The sequence below is a fragment of the Leucobacter sp. genome (assembly GCF_053528595.1).
Genome location: NZ_JAIVPF010000016.1, coordinates 1 through 16,775 on the forward strand (window position 1 = coordinate 1; position 16,775 = coordinate 16,775).

Genomic DNA, 16,775 nt, shown 5'->3' on the forward strand with positions numbered 1-16,775 from the left:
CGGCGGCGCAGCCCCCGCGGCCCGGCCAGCCCTTCCCCCAGCAGCCCGGCTCCCCCGCGGCCCCGCCCGCCGGTGCCCCGCCCCAGCAGCCCGCCGGGGCGCCTCCGGCGGGCTACCCGCAGCCCGCGGGCGCCCCGCAGGCGCCCCTGAACGCCCTCGCGCTCGTGTCGTTCATCGGTTCGTTCTTCGTGAGCCTCGTCGGCATCATCTGCGGCCACATCGCGCTCAGCCAGATCAAGAAGTCCGGGGAGCGCGGCCGCGGCTTCGCACTCGCCGGCACCATCATCGGATACGTCGCGCTCGCCGGCACGATCCTCGCGATCGTCGTCAGCATCGCGGTCGCCGGCGCGGCCGTGAAGTACGCCTCGGACCTCAGCGACACCAGCATCGACCAGCTGGAGCAGCAGCTCGAGGAGCTCGACTCGCTGCCCGACGGCGGGGAGCAGCCCACCGATGACGCGACGGCGCTGCCGGACGACACGACGTCCGGTTCCGAGGCCACCGGCACCGGCGAGCGCTCGGCCGAGTTCTGCGCCGCGTTCACCGAGCTCAGCGACTACGGCGCCTCCGAGGACGTCGCCGATGCGCAGGCGCTCGACGCCTTCCGCAAGCTCGCCGACATCGAGAGCCCCAACCAGGGGGTCTACCAGCGCTTCTACGAGTACGTGCAGAATCCGCTGGCCGGCGAGAGCGCCGACGTCGAAGCACTGATGAACGACTACTTCGAAGCGGCCATGTCCGACGGGCTGGCCTGCCTGTAACCGCTCAGAGAAGGAGAGCACATGTTCAAGGGGTTCAAGGAGTTCCTGCTCCGCGGCAACGTGGTCGACCTGGCGGTCGCCGTCGTCATCGGCGCCGCGTTCAACTCGGTCGTCGAGCGCGTCGTCGAATCGCTCATCAATCCGGTCATCGGCATGGTCTTCAAGGCCGACTCGCTCGACGGCGCACTGCAGATCGGCCTCCCCGGCGGCGGCACCATCGCACTCGGCGCGGTGATCGGCGCGGTCATCAACTTCGTGATCGTCGCGGCGGTCGTCTACTTCGTGTTCGTGATGCCCATGAACCGGCTGCGCCGGCCGGCCCCGGAGAGCAACGAGCCCGCGGTGCCGACCGAGCAGGAGCTGCTGACCGAGATCCGCGACCTGCTGCGGACGCAGGCGGGCGGCGGCGGCGCACCGGAGGAGTCGCCTCACAAGCACTGAACCGCGTCGCCGCGCGGCACGGGGGCGAGGGATCCGCGGATCCCTCGCCCCCGTGCCGCGCGTGCTCCGGTCGCCGGGCAGCGCCTACGGCGCGCGCCCGTCGAGTCGCGACAGGAAGAGCGCCTCGGTGAGCACCGACTTGCGGAACGACTCGACGTGCAGCGACTCGTTCGGGCTGTGCGCGCGGCCGTCGGGATCCTCGACGCCCGTGACGAGGATCTGCGCGCCCGGGAATTCCTCGACGAGCTCGGCGATGAACGGGATCGAGCCGCCCACCCCCATGTCGACCGGCTCCCGCTCCCACGCGTCGGCCATCGCGGAGCGCACCTCGGCGACCGCCCAGCCGCTCGTGTCGACCAGGAACGCCTGGCCCAGCCCCTCGTCCTCGAACGCGAGCCGGGCGCCGAACGGGGCATGGGCGAGCAGGTGCGCCTTGATCGCCTCGAAGGCCTCGGCCGGATCCTGGCCGGGTGCGATCCGGGCGCTGATGCGCACGCGGGTGCCCGGGATCAGCGTGTTCGAGGCGTTCGCCACGTCGGGCGCGTCGATGCCGGTGATCGACACGGCCGGCTGCGCCCAGATGCGGGAGAGGATCTCGCCGCGCCCGATCGGGCTCACGCCGTCGAGCAGCGCCGCCTCCTGCCGCAACCGGGTCACGTCGTACTCGGGGGCCGGCAGCTCCGCCGAGCGCAGCCCCTCGACCGCCACGGCGCCGTCCGCGTCCCAGAGCGTGTCGAGCAGCCGCACCGTCGCGAGCATCGCGTCGGGCACCGCCCCGCCGAACATGCCCGAGTGCGAGGCGTGCGCCAGGGTGTCGACGCGCAGGTTGAAGGCGACGGCGCCGCGCAGCGCGACCGTGAGGGCCGGCGTCTGCTCGTCCCAGTTGCCGGAGTCGGCGACGATGATCGCGTCGGCCGCGAGCAGATCCCGGTTCTCGCGCAGGAAGTTGCCGAACGACTGCGACGCCCACTCCTCCTCGCCCTCGATGAAGAGCGCGATGCCGAGATCGAGCTCGCGCCCCTCGGCCTCAGCGGTGGCGGCGAGCGCGCGGATCGCGCCGAGATGCGCCATGACCCCCGCCTTGTCGTCGGCGGCGCCGCGCCCGTAGAGGCGCCCGTTCCGCAGCGTCGGCTCGAAGGGCGGCGTGTCCCAGTCCGCGTCCTTCCCCGGCGGCTGCACGTCGTGGTGGGCGTAGAGCAGCACGGTGGGCCTGCCGTTGCGGGGCTCCCGGCGGGCCACGACGGCGGGATGCCCGAGCTCGGGGTCGGCGCTCCCCTCGGCGCCCGCAACCGGCGCCCGACGGATGTCGACGACGTCGAACACCCCCGTCTCGCGCAGCAGTTCGGCGATGGCCCCGGCGCTCGCGGCGACGTGCTCCGGGTCGAACGCGGGCCAGGATACCGACGGGATGCGCACGAGCCGCGCGAGGTCGTCCATCGTGCGCTCGAACTGCGCCGCCACCTCCGTGCGGAGGGCCGCCTCGCGCGCCGTCGTCTCCTCGTTCTGCTCGGCTTTCTCGGCCATGTGTGCTCCTTCGAGTGCGAGTGCTGCAGGGCCCGGCCGGGCCCGATCCAGCGCTCAGCCTAGCGGTGAGGATCGCCGCCCGGCGCCTCGCGGCGCTCCTCCGCTGCGGTACCGCTGCGGAGCGGCACGGCGGTGGAGCGGCAGAGCGAGTGCGGCAGAGCCGCGGAGAGCGGGTGCGGCTAGAAGAGGGTGGGAGCGGCGGCGCTCTCGGCGGACCCCGGGCCGGTATCGGCGGCGGGCTCGGAATCGGTCGGCCCGCCGACGGGCAGCACCTCCGCGCAGATCTCGGTCGACGCCCCGATGGCGGCCGCGAGCAGCGCGGCGTCTCCCGGGCGCTCGGGATCGAGCCAGGTCCCGTGGAAATCGCGCGGCAGCAGCATCGGCATGCGCGGGTGCGCCTCGGTCGCGCGCGCCACCGCGTCGCGCGTCACCATCGAATAGCTCATGAGCAGCCCGCCGGGCTGAGACGCCGGCTGCGGCACCGGCGTCACGATGGCGGCGATCCCGAACAGCTCGTCCCCCGGCAGCGCGAAGGTGCTCCCCTTCTCCACGTACCAGTGGGCGGGCAGGATCGCGCGGCGCTGGAAGGGCTCGCGCCACTTGCGCAGCAGCGTGTCGTCGCGCGAGTTGAACGCGCTGAAGGGCGCCGGCTCGCCGCCGACGTGCAGCCACCACCAGGCGAGCTCGACGACGGGATCGCCGTAGCCGGCGTGGATGATCGGGTTGAGGTTGCGCGCCCGGCGACCGGTGATGCGCGCCCGACCGCGCTGCTCGCGGGCCCACTCGGCGAGCAGCCTGCGGCTGTCGGGCTCGTGCATCGGGGGCAGGTCGAAGGTCAGTCCGAGCCCGTGCGGGCCTCCCCCGAAACCGTACGTCGAGCACACCCTTCCACCCTAGACCGGCGGCGGATAGCATGAGCGCATGTCTCTCGAAGTCAGCACCGTGCTCGAGGCCCAGGGCCCCGCCACCGCGATCGAGCTCACCGATGCGCAGGTCGAAGAGCTGGGCGGCGGCGGGCGCGCCCCGGTCCGCGTGACGGTCGGCGAGCGTTCGGCCCGGCTCCGCCTCGCGCGCATGGGCGGCAGGAACCTCATCGGCTTGTCGAAGGCCGCGCGCGGCGAGCTGGGCGTCGAGATCGGCGACCGCGTGACCGCCCTGATCGAGCTCGATACCGCTGAGCGGACGATCGAGGTGCCCGAGGATCTCGCGGCGGCGCTCGACGCCGACCCGCGCGTGCGCGCCGCCTTCGATGCGCTCGCGCCCTCGCACCGCAAGGAGAACGTCCGCTCCGTCGTCGAGGCGAAACGCCCCGAGACCCGCGAGCGGCGGATCGCCGCGGTCGTGGAGCGGGTGCGGCAGGCGCTCGGCTGATCCGGCGCGGATCAGCGGTCCCCGCCGCGCTCCTCGGCCTCCGCCGCCTCAGCGGCCCGCAGCTCGCGGGTCGCGGCGTGCACGACGTCCTCCGCGCGTCGCCGTCGATGCTGCGCGAGCGTCTCGGCCCCGTAGCGCTCCCGCACCCGGTCCCGCGTCTCCGCCGTCGCCGTGATGATGTAGCTGCTCGCCAGCAGGATCACCTGTGCCGAGAGGTTGAACCACAGCAGCAGGGCGATCAGCGCCGCGAAGGTGGCGAGCAGCGGGTTGGAGGTCGCGCCCCGCACGAAGAGCCCCGAGAGCTCCTGCAGCACCGTGAGCCCGATCCCGCCGAGCACGGCGCCGCCCCACAGGGCGCGAGCCGGCGCCGCGACACCCGAGAGCAGCCGGAAGACCAGCGCCACCGCCAGGGTGTCGATCACGAGCACCACCGCGATCCCGAACGCGCGCGTGAGCGCGTCGGCGACGCCCCCGCCCGATCCGAGCCCCAGCCACGAGGCGACGGTCGCGATCCCGAACGAACCCGCGACGCTCAGCAACGCGGCGAGCACCAGCAGCCCGCCGAACGCCGCGGCGACCAGCAGGTTGCGCAGCAGCACCCAGAGGAAGAAGCCGTCGTCGTGCAGTTCGTCGGCGAGCACCCGCAGCGCGGTGCGCAGGCTGCCGATCGCGCTGATGGCCGCGCCGACGAGACCGAGCAGCGAGATCGCACCCACGATCGTGAACCCGGCGGGCGCCTCGATCTTCGAGGGGTCGACGACATCGGTGAGCCCCGGGACCGCGGCGTTCAGCGCGTCGGTGAGCGCCCGCATCGCATCGGGGTTGCCCGCGAGCCAGAGCGCCGCGAGCGAGAACCCGAGCAGCACCGCCGCGAAGACGCTGAACAGGGCGCGGTAGGTGATGCTGTCGGCGAGCATCGGGCCGCGGTGCTCGGAGTAGCGCAGGTAGGAGCGCACGAGACGCAGCTGCAGTGCGCGCGCGACGAGGCGACGCATCGCGCCGCCCGGGCCGTTCGTCTGCTGGCTCACCATGATCACCACCCTAGTGACGCGCGGCAGGCCCCCACGAGCCCTTTCGCTCGGCGTTCGGATCGGATATAGGGACGGAGCGCCGGGCGAGGCGGCGCGCACGCGCGCCGCCGTCCGTGCGGTCAGACGTCGGCGCCGTCCGCCTCCCGGTCATCGTCCAACGGCACCGGCTTCTGCTGCTCGACCCAGTCGGCCTCGCTCACGGGCTGCTTCGCCGCGGCGAGCGGCTCCGGGGCCGGCTCCTCCTCGCTCGGGTCAGCCGGTGCCAGCTGATCCAGCACGTCCGCCTCCGAGGCCTCGGCGCTCGGCTCGATGCGATCCGGTATCATGATCTCCCCCTGTCGTTCGGCCTGTCGGTACTCGTTCTTCCAGCGGGTGGTATGCAGCAATCTAGTGCGGCGGCGCTCGCGGATCAACCGCCCGGCGTTCCCGAGGGTCTCCGGCGCGTATGCTGTGTGCGGAATGGAGGAGCCCATGTCGATGACGGAGGATCTGCTGGGGCGGACGGCTGCGGCGACGCTGCTCGAGGCGCTCGGCGATGCGGCGCCCGGCAATCCGCTGCGGGCGACCCGGATGGCCGCCGACGCGCTCGGCCCCCTGACCCTGAGCGAGCGGGCGCGGGCGCTCGCGGGCGGGATCCTCGAAGACGTGCCCGGAGACCACGCCGCACTCGCCGCCGCGGTGCGCACGGCGCTGCAGCACCCCGGCTTCGAGGGGTGGCTGCTCTGGCCCGTGGGGTTGTCGATCGCACGGCGCGCCGTGCAGGAGGACTCGCGCGACGCCTTCGACGACGCGCTGGACGTGCTGCGCGAGCTGACGCCGCGGTTCACCTCCGAGTTCGCGATCCGCCCGCTGCTGCTGCACGACCTCGACCGCGCGCTCGAGCGCATGACGCAGTGGACCGGGGACGGGGACTGGAACGTGCGCCGTCTCGCCTCGGAGGGCAGCCGCCCGCTGCTCCCCTGGGGCGAGCGGATCCCGGCGCTCGTCGCCGACCCCGCTCCGAGCCGGCCGATCCTCGACGCCCTGTACGACGACCCGTCGGACTCGGTGCGCCGGTCGGTCGCCAATCACCTCAACGATCACAGCCGCACCCACGCCGCGTTCACCCTCGACACGGTGCGGGGGTGGCGGCGGCGCGGCGGCGAGCACCTGCCCCGCACCGAGCGGCACGCCCTGCGCACGCTCGTGAAGCGCGGCGACCCCGAGGCGCTCGCCCTGCTCGGGTTCGCGCCCGCCGGGGTCGCCGTGTCGCCCCTCCAGGTATCCCCGACGACGGTGGAGGCCGGTGGCACGGTCCGGTTCGCCGCGACGATCGAGAATCCGGGCGAGGCGCCGGCCGCCCTCATGATCGACTACGTGCTGTTCTTCCCCGGCGCCCGCGGCGATGAGCGGAAGAAGGTGTTCAAGCTCGCGCGGCGCAGCCTCGCGCCGGGAGAGCGCACGTCGGTCGAGGCAGCGCACTCCTTCCGCCCCATCACCACGCGCCGCTACTATCCGGGCGCCTACGGGGTGGCGCTGCAGGTCAACGGCGTCGCGCACGAGCGGGCGGACTTCGCCGTGCTGGCCTGAGGAACACGTCCGCGGCCGGATCCGGGGCTCGCCGGACCGGTACGCTGGAGCACGGATCGCATCTGCATCACCGGGTGAAGGGACAACGAATGGGAACCGCACGGGTACGCGAGCACCTCTCCGGACGCGGCTGGTCGGGCGAGATCCTCGAGTTCGCCGAGTCGAGCGCCACCGTGGAGCTGGCCGCCCAGAAGGTCGGCACGGAGCCCGAGCGGATCGCGAAGACCCTCGGCTTCCACGATCCCGACGCTCCCGAGCGGGCCGTGCTCGTGGTCGCGGCCGGTGACGCGAAGGTGAACAGCGGCATGTTCAAACGCCGCTTCGGCGGGAAACCGCGCATGCTGCAGGGCGAGGACGTGCCCGCGCTGACCGGCCACCCCATCGGCGGGGTCTGCCCGTTCGCCAATCCCGACGGCACCCGGGTCTTCCTCGACGAGTCGCTGCGTCGGTTCGACACGGTCTTCCCGGCTGCCGGAACCGCGAACTCGGCGGTGCTGGTGCCCGTCGACGCGCTCGAGTCGCTGAGCGGGGCCGAGGGCTGGGTCGACATCACGGTGGGGTGGCGCCCCGAGGCGTAGGAACGCCGCCGACCGCCTCGCCCGCACTCCGGAGCGGCCGAGGGATCACCGTCCGCGATCGCGTTCCGACGCCGCGACGAGCAGGCCGTGCAGCCGTTCCTCCAGGACCGGCACCCGAGGATCGGTGAGGAATCCGTCCCGGCGCGGGATCTCCCGGGTCACGCGCACCTCCCCGGCCAGCGGCCCCGGCGTCGCGGGCAGCACGAGCACCCGATCGGCCAGGCGCACCGCCTCGCGGGTGTCGTGGGTGATGAGCAGGATGGTCCAGCCCTCGCTCTGCCACATGCCCAGCAGCCAGCGCTGCAGCTCGTCCCGGGTGATGGCGTCGAGCGCCCCGAACGGCTCGTCCAGCAGCAGCACCGGGCGCCCCTGCACGACCGCGCGCAGGAACGACACCCGCTGCCGCATGCCGCCCGAGAGCTGGCGGGGGAAGCACCGCTCGGTGCCGGCGAGCCCGAACGGGACCAGCAGCCGCCCCACCCGTTCCCGTGCCTCGCGCCTCGGCGCCCCGGCGACCTCGAGCCCGATACCCGCGTTGTCGACGATGCGTCGCCACGGCAGGAGCACGTCGCGCTGCGGCATGTAGGCGAAGGGACGGTCGCGCCCCGCCACGGCGGCTCCGCCGAAGCGGATCTCCCCGGCATCGGGCCGCAGGGCGCCGGTGAGGATCGAGAGCAGCGTCGACTTGCCGCTGCCGCTCGCCCCCACGAGCGCCACGACCTCCCCCGGAGCGATCCCGAAGGAGACGCCGTCGAGCACCCGGCGCACGCCGAAGCTCTTGCCGAGCGCGCGCACCTCGAGCCCGCGAGCCCCGTCGCGCACCGCACCCGCCGCCTCGCCCCCGCTCCTCATCGCTCCGCTCCCTGCTCGACGCGCAGCCACGGCACGCACCGGCGCTCGATCAGCACCACCGAGCCGTACAGGGCGAGCGTGAGCACCGTGCTCATGAGCACCGCGGACAGCACGAGGTCGGTGCGGAAGACGTTCTTGGCCGACTGCATGTAGACGCCCAGCCCGGCGACCGCACCCGCGTACTCGGCGAAGATCGCGCCCACCACCGCGTAGGTGATCGAGATGCGCAGCGACGAGAAGAACGAGGGTGTCGCCGCGGGCAGCCGGATCATCCGGAACACCGCGGATCGCCCCGCGCCCATCGAGCGCAGCAGGTGCTCCGCCTCCGGGTCGGCCGACGCGAAGCCCCGCAGGAAGCCCACCACCATCGGGAAGAAGGTGACGAAGGCGACGAGGAGGATCTTGGGCAGCAGGCCGAAGCCGAACCACAGCACCACGAGCGGCGCGAGCGCGATGAGCGGCAGGGTCTGGCTGACGATGAGCAGCGGCAGCAGCGCGCGCCTGAACGGAGCCCAGAAGTCGAGCAGCGTCGCCGTGACGAAGGCGACCGTCACCGACAGCGAGAACCCGGTCAGCGTGGCGAGCAGCGTCGGGGCGGTGTGCCGCAGCAGCGCGTCGCGCTCCGCGAGTCCGGACGACACGATGCGGGTGGGCGCCGGCAGCATGTCGGCCGGCACGAGGCCGGCGACGGCCACCGCCTGCCAGAGGGCGAGCAGCACGAGGAACGCGAGGACCGGGGGCACCGCCGCGCCCGCGATGCGCGACGCGGCCGATCCCCCGGCCTCGGCTCCTCGCGAGCGCGTCACAGGTACTCGTCGGTGTAGTACTCGGTCCAGTCGGGCTCCTCGGCGAGCGGCTCGCCCTCGGAGTCGGTGAGGAAGCCGCCCTCGAAGAGGAAGGCGCCGAACTCCGCCCAGGCCTCGGGATCCGCGGCCCCGATCGGCCGCTCCTCGGAGACGAGGTACCCGTCGCTCGCCATCAGTTCGGCGCTGCGGCGCACGAGCTCCTCGGCCGTGCCGAGCGTGTCGGGGTTCGCGGCGATGAGCAGTTCCGCGGCCTCGTCCGGGTGGTCGGCGGCGTAGGCGTAGCCCCGGGCCACCGCCTGCACGAACGCCGCGGCCTCCTCGGGATGCTCGTCGAGGTACCGCTCGCTCGACACGATGCCGGTGGACTGCTGCTCGGGCACGCCGAAGTCCTGGTAGCGGAAGGCTCGGTAGGGGTGCCCGTCGATCCGCGTCTGCAGGTCCTCCCAGGTCGACACCGAGAGCGTGAAGTCGATGCGCCCCTGCGAGAGCGCCTCGTAGGCGCCGGTGTCGAGCACCACCTCCTCGAACTCGCCCTCACCGCCGTCGCCTCGGATCGTCGAGGCGGCGAGCGCCGAGTACAGCGGGGCTCCGAAGCCGCCGAAGACGAGCCCGTCGAGGTCGGCGGGGCGCGTGAGGTCCTCGCGGTCCCCCAGCATCACCAGGCGCCCGGTGTCGGTCTGCGTGACGCGGTACACCGAGACCAGATCGAGCCCGGCCGTGCGCGCCATCTGCACGCCCGACTGGCCGCCGATGCCGAAGTCGGCCTCGCCCGCCGAGACCAGCTGCACCGCCGGGGTGGAGCCGTAGGGCAGGATCTCGACGTCGAGCCCCGCCTCCGCGAAGTACCCGAGCTCATCGGCGACGTACACGCCGATGTGGTTGGTGTTGGGCGCCCAGTCGAGCGCGAACGCGACGGGGGCGAGTCCCTCGCCCGCGGCCGGATCCTCGGCGGGTGCGGTTCCGGCGCACGCGGTGAGCGCGAGGCCTGCGGCGAGGATCGCGGCCCCGGCGGCGGCGAACCGCCGCAGCACTGCTCTGCCGGTGCCGGTGCCGTCCCGCTGTGCGGCGCGGGAATGGGTGCGGGTGATGATGTGGTGGCGCATTGAAGCGTGCCCCTTCTGTGATGGATGGGCACGGGTTCGTAGAGTGTCTCCCTGCGCTGGCATGATCCAGATCAGGTTCGACGGTCGAAGGTTGATGACCTTCCTCTCAGCCCGGCCTACCGGACTCCCGTGTGCCCCACATGCTAGCAACACTCCGTCATCGAGCGCGAAGCGATCCCCTATGGTGGTGGGCGTGACTCCGCAGCAGAACGACGCGATCCCTGCCGATGCGACGCCCGCCCCCGCGCCCCTGACACCGCAGCAGTACGGCGTGGGCGCCCGCTTCACCCTGTCGGTCTACGACTCCGACTACGTCGCGATCATCCTCGGCGCCCTCGCCGAGGCGGACGCCGCCGGCCTGACCCTCGAGACCGGCGACATCTCGACGTTCGTCACCGGCTCCGAGCAGCGAGTGCTCGCCTACATCCGCGACGTCGTCGCGGCGGCGGCGCGCAGCGGAGCGCACCTCTCGGCGGCGGTCCTGCTGTCGCGCGGCTGCCCGGGCGAGCTGCAGTGCGCGCTGCCGGCCGGAGTCGCGGCGATCGGCGCGGATCCCGTGACGCTCGACGACACCGGCGTGCGCGCCCGTGCCCACTGGTCGCTCTATCCGCTGCTCGACGGCGGCCACGGCGCCGGCGGGGCGAACGGCGCAGACGCGGGCGGCGACGCCGATCACATGACTCCCATCTACGCGGCGATCGAACGGGCGAAGGCCGAGGGGGTGTACTCGGGATCCGACCACTACGCGACCCGCCTCGACGGCGACCTCGCGGCCGTGCTCCAGACGGCGGCGAACGCCTGGATCGGGGTCGGTCGCACCGTGCAGCACGTGGTGACGCACCTCACGATCTCGATCAACAGCCCGTCGCCGATCCGGGACTGAGCGATGCGCTTCACGAGCAGGACGGGGCATCCGCGATGACGGCGCGACGGATGCATCTCGTGGGCATGGTCAATCCGCCCACGAGCCAGTACGCCGAGAACTGGCGCGATCCGCTGGGTCGCGCCGACTGGCTGAGCGGGCGGTTCTACACCGATCTGGCGCGCACCCTGGAGCGCGGGCTCTTCGACATGGTGTTCTTCGCCGATGCGCTCGCCGTGCCCGAGGACGGGCGGGGCGACTACGCCACCACCCTCCGCACGGCGGGCAAGGGCAGCATCTATCTCGACCCGATCACCACGGTTTCGCTGGCCGCCGGCGCGACGAGCCGCATCGGGCTCGGGGCCACGGTGTCGACCGGCTTCGTGCCCCCGTACGCCATCGCCCGCCAGCTGCTCTCGGTCGACCACCTGTCGGGCGGCCGCGCGGCCTGGAACATCGTCACCTCGACCACCGACGCCGAGGCGCGCAACATGGGACGGGAGCGCATCGCGGCGCCCGGGGAGCGCTACGACCGGGCCGACTCGGTCGTGCAGACGGTCCTGGACCTGTGGCGGTCGTGGGAGCCCCGTGCGCTCGTGCACGACCGGGAGTCGGGGCTGTTCGCCGACCCGGATCTCGTGCACCGCGTGCCCGGCGATCTGTCGCGCGGCCCGCTCACCCTGCCCCGCAGCCCGCAGGACCACCCGGTGCTGATGCAGGCCGGATCGTCACCGCGGGGCCGGGCCTTCGCCGCCCGGTGGGCGGAGGTGGTGTTCGCGATCGGCGACACCGAGGAGGGGATGCGCGAGCTGCGGCGGGAGCTGCGCGAGCGCGCCCGCATCGATCACGGCCGGGATCCGGACTCCATCCGCGTGCTGCAGGGTGTGCAGCCCGTCGTGGGCTGGACCGACGCCGACGCGCAGGCGAAGCTGGGCGCGCTGCGCGAGCGGATCGATCTGCCGGCCGCGCTGACGAAGCTGGCGCGTCTGCTGCGCATCGAGCCCCGCGACCCCGGCGGCCTCGATCCCGACGGCCGGGCGGTCGACCTGCTGGCGGCGCACCGCGGCGCCACGGGCAGCACGGGCTTCGAGGACATGCTGGCCTCGGTGAGCGCCCGGCGGGGATTCACCGTGGCCGAGCTGGCGATCGAGCAGTCGCTCAATCAGCTGCACCCGCAGGTGGTCGGCTCACCCGCCACCGTCGCGGGGCACCTCGAGCAGCTCTTCCGCGGCGAGGCCGCGGACGGCTTCGTCGTGTTCCCCGCGCTCTACCACTCGTCGTTCGAGGACTTCGTCGCGGGTGTGGTGCCCGAGCTGCAGCGGCGGGGCGTGTTCCGCACGGAGTACTCCGGGGCGACGCTGCGGGCGCACCTGCGCGACTAGGATACCGGTCCAGTCCTCGCGAGTGGACCGGAGTCTCCGCACCTCCTCGCTATACCACCGCGGGCAGGGCGTGCTCGCGGAGACCCGGCCGTGCCGGCTCCGCGAGCTGCGCCCAGCTCTCCGCGAGCGTCCGCACCCCGCGCTCGAGATCCGCGACGGGCGAGGTGAACGGCACGCGCAGGAAACGCTCGAGGGCGCCGTCGACGGAGAACTTCGGGCCGGCGACCAGGGCCATCCCGCGCGCCTCGCACAGCGTCGTGAGCGCCGAGCTGCCGGGCCTGTCGAGCTGCACCCAGAGCGACAGTCCCCCGTCGGGCCGCGTCAGGCGCCACTGCGGCAGATGCCGCTCGAGCAGTTCGAGCAGGGCGTCGCGGTGGGTGCGCAGCTGCTCCCGGCGCTGCGCGAGGAGCCGGGGCATCTCGCGCACGATCCGCTCTCCGAGCAGCTGCTCCATCTGCGGCGTGCCGAGATCGCCCGCGGGCCGCGCCTGCACCAGGCGGCGGATCGTCGAGGCGTCCGCCCGGATCCACCCGAGGCGCAGGCCGCCCCAGATCGACTTGCTGAGCGAGCCGACCGTGAGCACGCCGGCGCCCTCGGCGTGAGCACGCCCCCGGGCGTGACGCGCGAGGGGGCCGTCGTCCCAGTCGCGATCGATCAGGAGGTCGGCCGTCGTCTCGTCGACGATGAGCGTCGTGCCCGCCGCCCGCGCCCGATCGGCCAGTCGGACGCGCGCCTCCGGGGGAAGGGAGGCGCCCGTCGGATTGTGGAAATCGGGCACGAGATAGGCGAGGGCCGGGCGTACGGCGTCGATGGTGCCGAGGAGGTGCTCGACGTCCCAGCCCTCGCTCGTGACGGGGGTCGTCACCAGCCGCGCGCCCGCGCGTCGCAGCGCGTCCGCGGCGTGCGGGTAGGTCGGCGCCTCGATGAGTGCGATGTCGCCGCGGGACAGCAGCGTGTGGGCGGCCAGCGAGATGGCGTGCTGGCCGCCCATCGTGACCATGATCTGCTCGGGCCCGGTGGGCAGGCCGCGATCGGTGTAGCGCTGCGCGATGGCGGCCCGCAGCGCCGGGTTGCCCACCAGGTCGAAGCCCGGGCCCTGCAGCGCCTCGCCCATGCGCGTCGAGACGGAGGCGACGATCTCGGCCAGCCCATCGACCGGGGGCGGCACGGCCCGCGCGAAATCGACGGCCCGTCCCTCGGACGATCCTCGGGAGGCGCGCTCGGGCAGCGCCGCCCGGCTGCCCGACCCCTGCCGGCTGACCGCGTAGCCGGTCTCGCGGAGGGCCTGGTAGGCGGCCACGATCGTGGTGCGGCTCCGCCCGGTCTGCGCGGCCAGGTCCCGCTCCGACGGCAGCCGCGTCCCCACGGGGATCCGGCCGTCCGCGATCAGCAGCCGCACCCGGTCCGCGAGCGCCTCGTAGACCGCGATCGAGGGATCGAGTTCCCCGACGAGTTCGAGGAGCGCCCGGGCGGAGAGACGGGATCCCGGATAGCTCACCATGCGTCCAGTTTATGCAGATTGGCACTCTCTGTCTCCATATTTCTCCTGATTGGATTGATTCAGCATCAACTGGACCGAACGAGAGGCGGATCATGTTCCCCACTGCAGCAGTCGTCGTGGCGGCGGTCGTGATCCTCGCGATCTGCGTCGGCACGCTGTACGTCGTGAGTCGGGACGGCGCGGGCAGGCGCCCCACCCGGAGCGCGTACGACACCCGGCGGCCGGAGCCGTGATCGGGGCGCGCGGCGCGGAAGCCGGAGCGCCGGGCGGAGTCGGCAGGCCGGGACGGCCCGGCGAGTCCCTCGGTCGCGCAGACGCGATCGGGCGGACGGCGTTGAGCAAACGCCGACGAGCAGACACTCTTGAAGAGACGGGACAGCGCAGGCACGACCGGCAGGAGGATCCGATGACACCCCAGGCGACACCCCCCGGCGACGAGCTCCGCCGCCCGGCGGCGGCCGGGGGCGCGCTGCACGCGATCGGTCGCCGTGCGGCGGCCGATCTGGCGCTGGGCCCCGACGAGATCGCGCGGATCGCACCCGCCGCAGAACTGCCGCGCTGGCGCTCGGCGCTCCGCGTGGGCGAACTGGCGCACGACAGCGTCGCGCTGTCGTCGCTGGCCTGCGCCCTGGCCGCCGAGGCGCGGGGCGGCGGGGCGGGGCCCGCGAGCGCGATCCGCGTGGAGTCGCCGCGGATCGAGGCGTCGTTCGGCAGCGAGCGGGTGTTCCGCTTCGACGGCGAGGCCCCGACGATCTGGGCGGGACTCTCGGGGTTCTGGCGGGTGGCCGACGGCTGGGTGCGCGCGCACGGCAACTACCCGCACCACGCCGAACGCCTGGCCCGCCTCATCGGCGTGCCGGTCTCGGCGCCGCGCGCCGAGGTCGAGGCCGCGCTGGCCCGGTGGACCCGGTTCGAGCTCGAGGCGCGTGCCGCCGAGGCCGATGCGCTGGCCGTCGCGGTGCGGGATCCCGGCGAGTGGGGCTCCCACCCGCAGGCCCGGGCCGTCGCCGATGCGCCGCTGCTCGACCTCCGCGCGCGCGGCGGCACGGCCGCGCGCCCGTGGCGGGGCGAGGCTGAGCTGCCCCTGGCGGGGATCCGGGTGCTCGACCTCACCCGGGTGATCGCCGGCCCCGTGGCGACGCGGGATCTCGCACTCGCCGGCGCAGACGTGCTCCGCGTCGACTCGCCGCGGCTGCCCGAGGCACCCTGGCAGCACCTCGACACGGGTCAGGGCAAGCGATCGACGCTGCTCGACCTCGGGCAGCGCGCCCACCGGCTCGAGTTCGAGCGCCTGCTCGGCACCGCGGACGTGGTCGTGCACGGCTACCGCCCGACCGCGCTGGCGCGCTTCGGCCTGGACGCGGAGGCGCTGCACGACCGGCACCCCGGACTGGTCGTCGCGCAGCTCTCGGCCTGGGGAACCGAGGGGCCGTGGGGGCGACGGCGGGGATTCGACAGCCTCGTGCAGGCCGCCTCCGGCATCGCGGTGCTGGAGAGCCGCGACGACGGCGAGACGCCGGGCGCGCTTCCCGTGCAGGCGCTGGATCACTCCGCGGGGCACTTCCTCGCCGCGTCCATCGTCACGGCGCTGCGCGCCCAGCGCGCCACCGGTGGCTCTTACGCGATCGGCCTGAGCCTCGCGGGGATCGCCGCCGCCCTGCTGGCGGCCGGCGCCGCGCCGGAGGACGCCGGAGCCGGCGACGCGCGCGAGCTGCCGACGGTGCCGGTGCCGCTCGAGGCGGGCGACGGCCCGGGCCCGGTGCCCCCGGTGGTCACCTGCGCGCCGCCGGTGCTGGCGTTTCCCGGGGCGCCCTCGCGGTACGTCTCGCCCCTGCACGCCTGGGGCTCCGACGAGCCGCGCTGGGTGTGAAGCGGTACCGGGTGTGAAGCGGTACCGGGTGTGAAGCGCGCGGGAGGGCGCACCGCTGCGCGGGCGCTAGTGGGCGTGGGGTTCGTGCAGGGTGCCGTGCGGCACGGCCGACTCGCCCGGTGCGGTGTGGGCCAGGGCGGGGGTGGTGATCGCGGCGACCAGCATCGCCTGCGCCGTGAGGATCACGACGAGTGCGGCGGGGCGGGAGGCGCGGCCGCCCGCCCCGCCGCCGGCCGGCCCGCGCGGACCCGTCCCCGGAGAGCGGTCCCGCCCGCGGCGGAGCGAGAGCACCGCCAGCACCGCGGCGGTCCAGTGCAGCACGAGCAGCGCGAGCAGCGGCACGATCCCCACGAGGCCGGTGAACAGCAGGACGGTCGCCACGGCGACGACGCCGGCCCCGACCGCGAGCATCGCCCGCGGGGCGGGCACGCGCCCCACCCGCAGGGCGATCCCTCCCCAGAGCAGCTCGAGGACGGCGAGCGCCACGAGCGGCACTGCGAGCAGCGGGTCGGTGCCGGCGGCCACCGCGCAGAGGATCAGCCCCGAGCCGAGGGCGGCGAAGCCGCACCAGCTCGACGTCACCACGACGCGTCCGTCGTCACACGGCCGGGCGGGCCGTCACCACGCGGTCGCGATCGGCGCCGAGGCTCACGCCCAGCAGGATGAGCGCGCTGCCGAGGTGCAGGATGTGGTCGGCGGTGTTGAGCGCGAGGATGTTGGCCGCGGTGCCGGCGATGAAGAAGCCGATCACGCCCACGAGGAGGTACACCACCCCCACGGTTCCGTTGATCCCCTTCGCCGCGCCCACGCCCGCGAGACCGCCCACGACCAGCGCGGCGCCGACGAGCAGATGGACGATGTTGTGCAGCGGGTTCACCTCGAACACCCCGAGCAGCAGGCCGCCCTCGGTCGCGATGAAGCCCACTCCCCCGGTCACCATGAAGCCCAGGATTCCCACCAGCAGATAGACGGCGCCGAAGATCACTCCGACGATTCGGTTGGCCGAGTTCTTCACGATGCTTCTCCTTCGATCGATCGTTCAGTCGCGGCGGCGGAGCCGCCGACGGCAGGCCTCGGTGGCCGCGCCTGGGACCAGCATGGGCTGAGACGCGGAATGCCGGAAG

At 73.7% G+C, this 16,775-nt stretch carries 19 protein-coding genes and 1 riboswitch; of the genes, 9 read left to right on the forward strand and 10 right to left on the reverse strand.

Annotation, left to right across the window (positions count from 1 at the left end; genetic code table 11):
- Nucleotides 1-761: DUF4190 domain-containing protein (locus ACWKZU_RS02250; protein WP_449280764.1), on the forward strand; the 761-nt coding region annotated here is incomplete at its 5' end.
- 21 nt (nt 762-782) lie between these two features.
- On the forward strand, nt 783-1,202 hold the full coding sequence (mscL, locus tag ACWKZU_RS02255) for a large-conductance mechanosensitive channel protein MscL (RefSeq protein ID WP_449280765.1): 420 nt from the start codon (nt 783-785) through the stop codon (nt 1,200-1,202).
- Between the two features lie 84 nt (nt 1,203-1,286).
- Here mscL and ACWKZU_RS02260 read toward each other — a convergent pair whose 3' ends face one another.
- Both ACWKZU_RS02260 and ACWKZU_RS02265 read right to left on the reverse strand, forming a co-directional pair.
- A complete protein-coding gene (locus ACWKZU_RS02260; RefSeq protein ID WP_449280766.1) occupies nt 1,287-2,726 on the reverse strand; it encodes a M20/M25/M40 family metallo-hydrolase in 1,440 nt (479 codons plus the stop codon).
- Between the two features lie 179 nt (nt 2,727-2,905).
- On the reverse strand, nt 2,906-3,610 hold the full coding sequence (locus ACWKZU_RS02265) for an SOS response-associated peptidase family protein (protein ID WP_449280767.1): 705 nt from the start codon (nt 3,608-3,610) through the stop codon (nt 2,906-2,908).
- A 37-nt stretch (nt 3,611-3,647) separates the two neighbouring features.
- Here ACWKZU_RS02265 and ACWKZU_RS02270 point away from each other — a divergent pair, with 37 nt between their 5' ends.
- On the forward strand, nt 3,648-4,097 hold the full coding sequence (locus ACWKZU_RS02270) for a YdeI/OmpD-associated family protein (RefSeq protein WP_449280768.1): 450 nt from the start codon (nt 3,648-3,650) through the stop codon (nt 4,095-4,097).
- Nucleotides 4,098-4,108: 11 nt separating this feature from the next.
- On the opposite strand, the gene ACWKZU_RS02275 is transcribed toward ACWKZU_RS02270, so the two are convergent.
- Together ACWKZU_RS02275 and ACWKZU_RS02280 are read right to left on the reverse strand one after the other, a co-directional pair.
- Entirely contained in the window at nt 4,109-5,128 is a 1,020-nt protein-coding gene (locus ACWKZU_RS02275) for a YihY/virulence factor BrkB family protein (protein ID WP_449280769.1), read from the reverse strand.
- Between the two features lie 119 nt (nt 5,129-5,247).
- Nucleotides 5,248-5,514: a hypothetical protein gene (locus tag ACWKZU_RS02280; RefSeq protein WP_449280770.1), complete on the reverse strand. Its 267-nt coding sequence runs from the start codon at nt 5,512-5,514 to the stop codon at nt 5,248-5,250.
- An 85-nt stretch (nt 5,515-5,599) separates the two neighbouring features.
- On the opposite strand from ACWKZU_RS02280, the gene ACWKZU_RS02285 reads away from it, so the two are divergent.
- Both ACWKZU_RS02285 and ACWKZU_RS02290 read left to right on the forward strand, forming a co-directional pair.
- The gene (locus ACWKZU_RS02285; RefSeq protein WP_449280771.1) at nt 5,600-6,697 is read left to right on the forward strand and encodes a DNA alkylation repair protein; all 1,098 of its coding nucleotides are present in this window, start codon (nt 5,600-5,602) and stop codon (nt 6,695-6,697) included.
- 89 nt (nt 6,698-6,786) lie between these two features.
- On the forward strand, nt 6,787-7,275 hold the full coding sequence (locus ACWKZU_RS02290) for a YbaK/EbsC family protein (protein ID WP_449280772.1): 489 nt from the start codon (nt 6,787-6,789) through the stop codon (nt 7,273-7,275).
- Between the two features lie 45 nt (nt 7,276-7,320).
- On the opposite strand, the gene ACWKZU_RS02295 is transcribed toward ACWKZU_RS02290, so the two are convergent.
- From ACWKZU_RS02295 to ACWKZU_RS02305, 3 genes are read right to left on the reverse strand one after another with little or no spacing between them, the layout of a single operon-like run.
- Nucleotides 7,321-8,127, reverse strand: coding sequence for an ABC transporter ATP-binding protein (locus ACWKZU_RS02295; RefSeq protein ID WP_449280773.1), 807 nt, complete (start codon nt 8,125-8,127; stop codon nt 7,321-7,323).
- On the reverse strand, nt 8,124-8,933 hold the full coding sequence (locus ACWKZU_RS02300) for an ABC transporter permease (RefSeq protein WP_449280774.1): 810 nt from the start codon (nt 8,931-8,933) through the stop codon (nt 8,124-8,126). The genes ACWKZU_RS02295 and ACWKZU_RS02300 overlap by 4 nt, the downstream gene beginning before the upstream one ends.
- Complete coding sequence (locus ACWKZU_RS02305) at nt 8,930-10,036, reverse strand: ABC transporter substrate-binding protein (RefSeq protein WP_449280775.1); 1,107 nt, start codon at nt 10,034-10,036, stop codon at nt 8,930-8,932. The genes ACWKZU_RS02300 and ACWKZU_RS02305 overlap by 4 nt, the downstream gene beginning before the upstream one ends.
- Nucleotides 10,037-10,067: 31 nt before the next feature.
- Nucleotides 10,068-10,177, reverse strand: a riboswitch (TPP riboswitch).
- A 52-nt stretch (nt 10,178-10,229) separates the two neighbouring features.
- Between ACWKZU_RS02305 and ACWKZU_RS02310 the strand changes: the two genes are divergently transcribed.
- Together ACWKZU_RS02310 and ACWKZU_RS02315 are read left to right on the forward strand one after the other, a co-directional pair.
- On the forward strand, nt 10,230-10,919 hold the full coding sequence (locus ACWKZU_RS02310) for a YkoF family thiamine/hydroxymethylpyrimidine-binding protein (protein ID WP_449280776.1): 690 nt from the start codon (nt 10,230-10,232) through the stop codon (nt 10,917-10,919).
- A gap of 35 nt (nt 10,920-10,954) precedes the next feature.
- On the forward strand, nt 10,955-12,280 hold the full coding sequence (locus ACWKZU_RS02315) for an NtaA/DmoA family FMN-dependent monooxygenase (RefSeq protein WP_449280777.1): 1,326 nt from the start codon (nt 10,955-10,957) through the stop codon (nt 12,278-12,280).
- A gap of 49 nt (nt 12,281-12,329) precedes the next feature.
- Here ACWKZU_RS02315 and yczR read toward each other — a convergent pair whose 3' ends face one another.
- The gene (gene yczR, locus ACWKZU_RS02320) at nt 12,330-13,781 is read right to left on the reverse strand and encodes a MocR-like transcription factor YczR (RefSeq protein WP_449280778.1); all 1,452 of its coding nucleotides are present in this window, start codon (nt 13,779-13,781) and stop codon (nt 12,330-12,332) included.
- Nucleotides 13,782-13,873: 92 nt separating this feature from the next.
- On the opposite strand from yczR, the gene ACWKZU_RS02325 reads away from it, so the two are divergent.
- Both ACWKZU_RS02325 and ACWKZU_RS02330 read left to right on the forward strand, forming a co-directional pair.
- The gene (locus tag ACWKZU_RS02325; protein WP_449280779.1) at nt 13,874-14,014 is read left to right on the forward strand and encodes a hypothetical protein; all 141 of its coding nucleotides are present in this window, start codon (nt 13,874-13,876) and stop codon (nt 14,012-14,014) included.
- Nucleotides 14,015-14,187: 173 nt separating this feature from the next.
- Entirely contained in the window at nt 14,188-15,651 is a 1,464-nt protein-coding gene (locus ACWKZU_RS02330; protein WP_449280780.1) for a CoA transferase, read from the forward strand.
- A gap of 66 nt (nt 15,652-15,717) precedes the next feature.
- Here ACWKZU_RS02330 and ACWKZU_RS02335 read toward each other — a convergent pair whose 3' ends face one another.
- Together ACWKZU_RS02335 and ACWKZU_RS02340 are read right to left on the reverse strand one after the other, a co-directional pair.
- Nucleotides 15,718-16,236 carry a hypothetical protein gene (locus ACWKZU_RS02335; protein WP_449280781.1) on the reverse strand — a complete coding sequence of 173 codons (519 nt, stop codon included), beginning with the start codon at nt 16,234-16,236 and terminating at the stop codon, nt 15,718-15,720.
- 13 nt (nt 16,237-16,249) lie between these two features.
- Complete coding sequence (locus tag ACWKZU_RS02340; RefSeq protein ID WP_449280782.1) at nt 16,250-16,666, reverse strand: DUF4383 domain-containing protein; 417 nt, start codon at nt 16,664-16,666, stop codon at nt 16,250-16,252.
- Nucleotides 16,667-16,775 lie beyond the last annotated feature (109 nt).

Bases quoted from the DNA above. Each gene is read 5' to 3' on its own strand.
- ACWKZU_RS02295 (WP_449280773.1), bottom strand. From the start codon at position 8,127: ATGAGGAGCGGGGGCGAGGCGGCGGGTGCGGTGCGCGACGGGGCTCGC.
- ACWKZU_RS02305 (WP_449280775.1), bottom strand. From the start codon at position 10,036: ATGCGCCACCACATCATCACCCGCACCCATTCCCGCGCCGCACAGCGG.
- ACWKZU_RS02290 (WP_449280772.1), top strand. From the start codon at position 6,787: ATGGGAACCGCACGGGTACGCGAGCACCTCTCCGGACGCGGCTGGTCG.
- ACWKZU_RS02275 (WP_449280769.1), bottom strand. From the start codon at position 5,128: ATGGTGAGCCAGCAGACGAACGGCCCGGGCGGCGCGATGCGTCGCCTC.
- yczR (WP_449280778.1), bottom strand. From the start codon at position 13,781: ATGGTGAGCTATCCGGGATCCCGTCTCTCCGCCCGGGCGCTCCTCGAA.
- mscL (WP_449280765.1), top strand. From the start codon at position 783: ATGTTCAAGGGGTTCAAGGAGTTCCTGCTCCGCGGCAACGTGGTCGAC.
- ACWKZU_RS02285 (WP_449280771.1), top strand. From the start codon at position 5,600: ATGTCGATGACGGAGGATCTGCTGGGGCGGACGGCTGCGGCGACGCTG.
- ACWKZU_RS02270 (WP_449280768.1), top strand. From the start codon at position 3,648: ATGTCTCTCGAAGTCAGCACCGTGCTCGAGGCCCAGGGCCCCGCCACC.
- ACWKZU_RS02260 (WP_449280766.1), bottom strand. From the start codon at position 2,726: ATGGCCGAGAAAGCCGAGCAGAACGAGGAGACGACGGCGCGCGAGGCG.
- ACWKZU_RS02315 (WP_449280777.1), top strand. From the start codon at position 10,955: ATGACGGCGCGACGGATGCATCTCGTGGGCATGGTCAATCCGCCCACG.
- ACWKZU_RS02330 (WP_449280780.1), top strand. From the start codon at position 14,188: ATGACACCCCAGGCGACACCCCCCGGCGACGAGCTCCGCCGCCCGGCG.
- ACWKZU_RS02325 (WP_449280779.1), top strand. From the start codon at position 13,874: ATGTTCCCCACTGCAGCAGTCGTCGTGGCGGCGGTCGTGATCCTCGCG.